This is a genomic window from Dyella sp. NPDC103356 (genome assembly GCF_055584465.1).
This window is the reverse complement of the sequence record NZ_JBVJLZ010000031.1, coordinates 1-1383: the sequence shown is the minus strand read 5'-3', so window position 1 is coordinate 1383 and position 1383 is coordinate 1. Positions and strand designations below refer to the sequence as shown.

At 62.4% G+C, this 1383-nt stretch carries 1 protein-coding gene; it reads right to left on the bottom strand.

The genetic code is table 11. From position 1 onward, the window contains the following. Nucleotides 1–1383, bottom strand: a 1383-nt coding sequence (locus tag ACZ6WW_RS23525) for a type I polyketide synthase (protein ID WP_465276336.1), incomplete at both ends; no start/stop codon positions are given.

Sequence of the window (1383 nt, the reverse complement as noted above, 5' to 3'; positions counted from 1 at the left end):
GGCTCGACATACTCCTCGATCACCACGTGCGAGTTCACGCCGCCGAAACCGAACGAACTGATACCGGCACGGCGCGGCAGGGCTACGCCGCGGTCGTCGACCTTGGCCGGCCACGGTTGCGCCTTGTCGACAATGAAGAACGGGCTGTCGTCCAGTGCGATACGCGGATTGAGTTTCTGATAATGCACCAGCGGCGGAAACGCCTGATGCTTCATGCACAGGATCGTCTTGATCATGCCGGCCAGGCCGGCCACCGATTCGAGATGCCCGATATTGGTCTTGACGCTGGCGATACCGCAGGCCTGTTCGTTCAAGACTTCGCCGCGATCCGCCGCAACGCGAGCGAACGCCAGCTTCAACCCCTCCACTTCGATCGGGTCGCCCTTGGGCGTACCGGTGCCATGCGCCTCGACGTAGCCAATACTGCCCACCGGCACATCGGCCTCGCGCAAGGCCGCGGCAATCACGTTCGACTGTGCCAGCGAACCGGGATAGGTCACCGTGCGGGCACGGCCACCGTGATTGACCGCGGTGCCGCGCAGCACCGCGACGATCCGATCCTTGTCGCGGATCGCCGTGGCGAGCGGCTTGATCAGCACCATCGCCGCGCCTTCGCCGCGCACATAGCCGTTAGCGCGCTCGTCGAAGGTCTTGCAGCTGCCGTCCGGCGACAGCATGCCGGTCTTGGAGAATGAAATGAAATGCGTGGGACTGCACAGCACGCTCACGCCACCGACCAGCGCCTGGTCGCATTCGCCACGACGGATGGCGTGGGCTGCCTTGTGCAGCGCGACCAACGAACTGGAGCACGCGGTATCGATCGGCAGGCTGGGGCCGTGCAAATTAAAGAAGTACGAGATGCGGTTGGGAATGAGTGCGGTATGCGTGCCTGTGGAAACATGGCCTTCGATGGCATCGAGGGCGTGCCTCAGGTGGTCTTCGTAGTCGAAGTTGAATACGCCGATATAGACGCCAGTATTCGTGCCGCTAAGTACCTTGGGATCGTAGCCCGCATCTTCCATGCACGCCCATGCCTGCTCCAACATGATCCGCTGTTGCGGATCCATCACCTGGGCTTCGCGCGCCGAGATACCGAAGAAGTCCGCGTCGAAATACTCCACGCCGTCGACAAAGCCGCCCCACTTGCTGACCGACTTGTTCGTATCGCGCCCGTCGGCCGAATAGAACGCGTCCTTGTCCCAGCGATTTTCCGGCACCTCGCTGATGCTGGACAGGCCGTTGCACAAGTTTTCCCAGAATGCCGCGTAGTTGTCCGCGCCCGGGAAACGGCAGGCCATACCGACGATGGCGATATCGCCTCGATCGACACGGGGATCGCCAACCTCCTCACCAACGGCCTGCGACGGGATTTCCTGAGGCGGA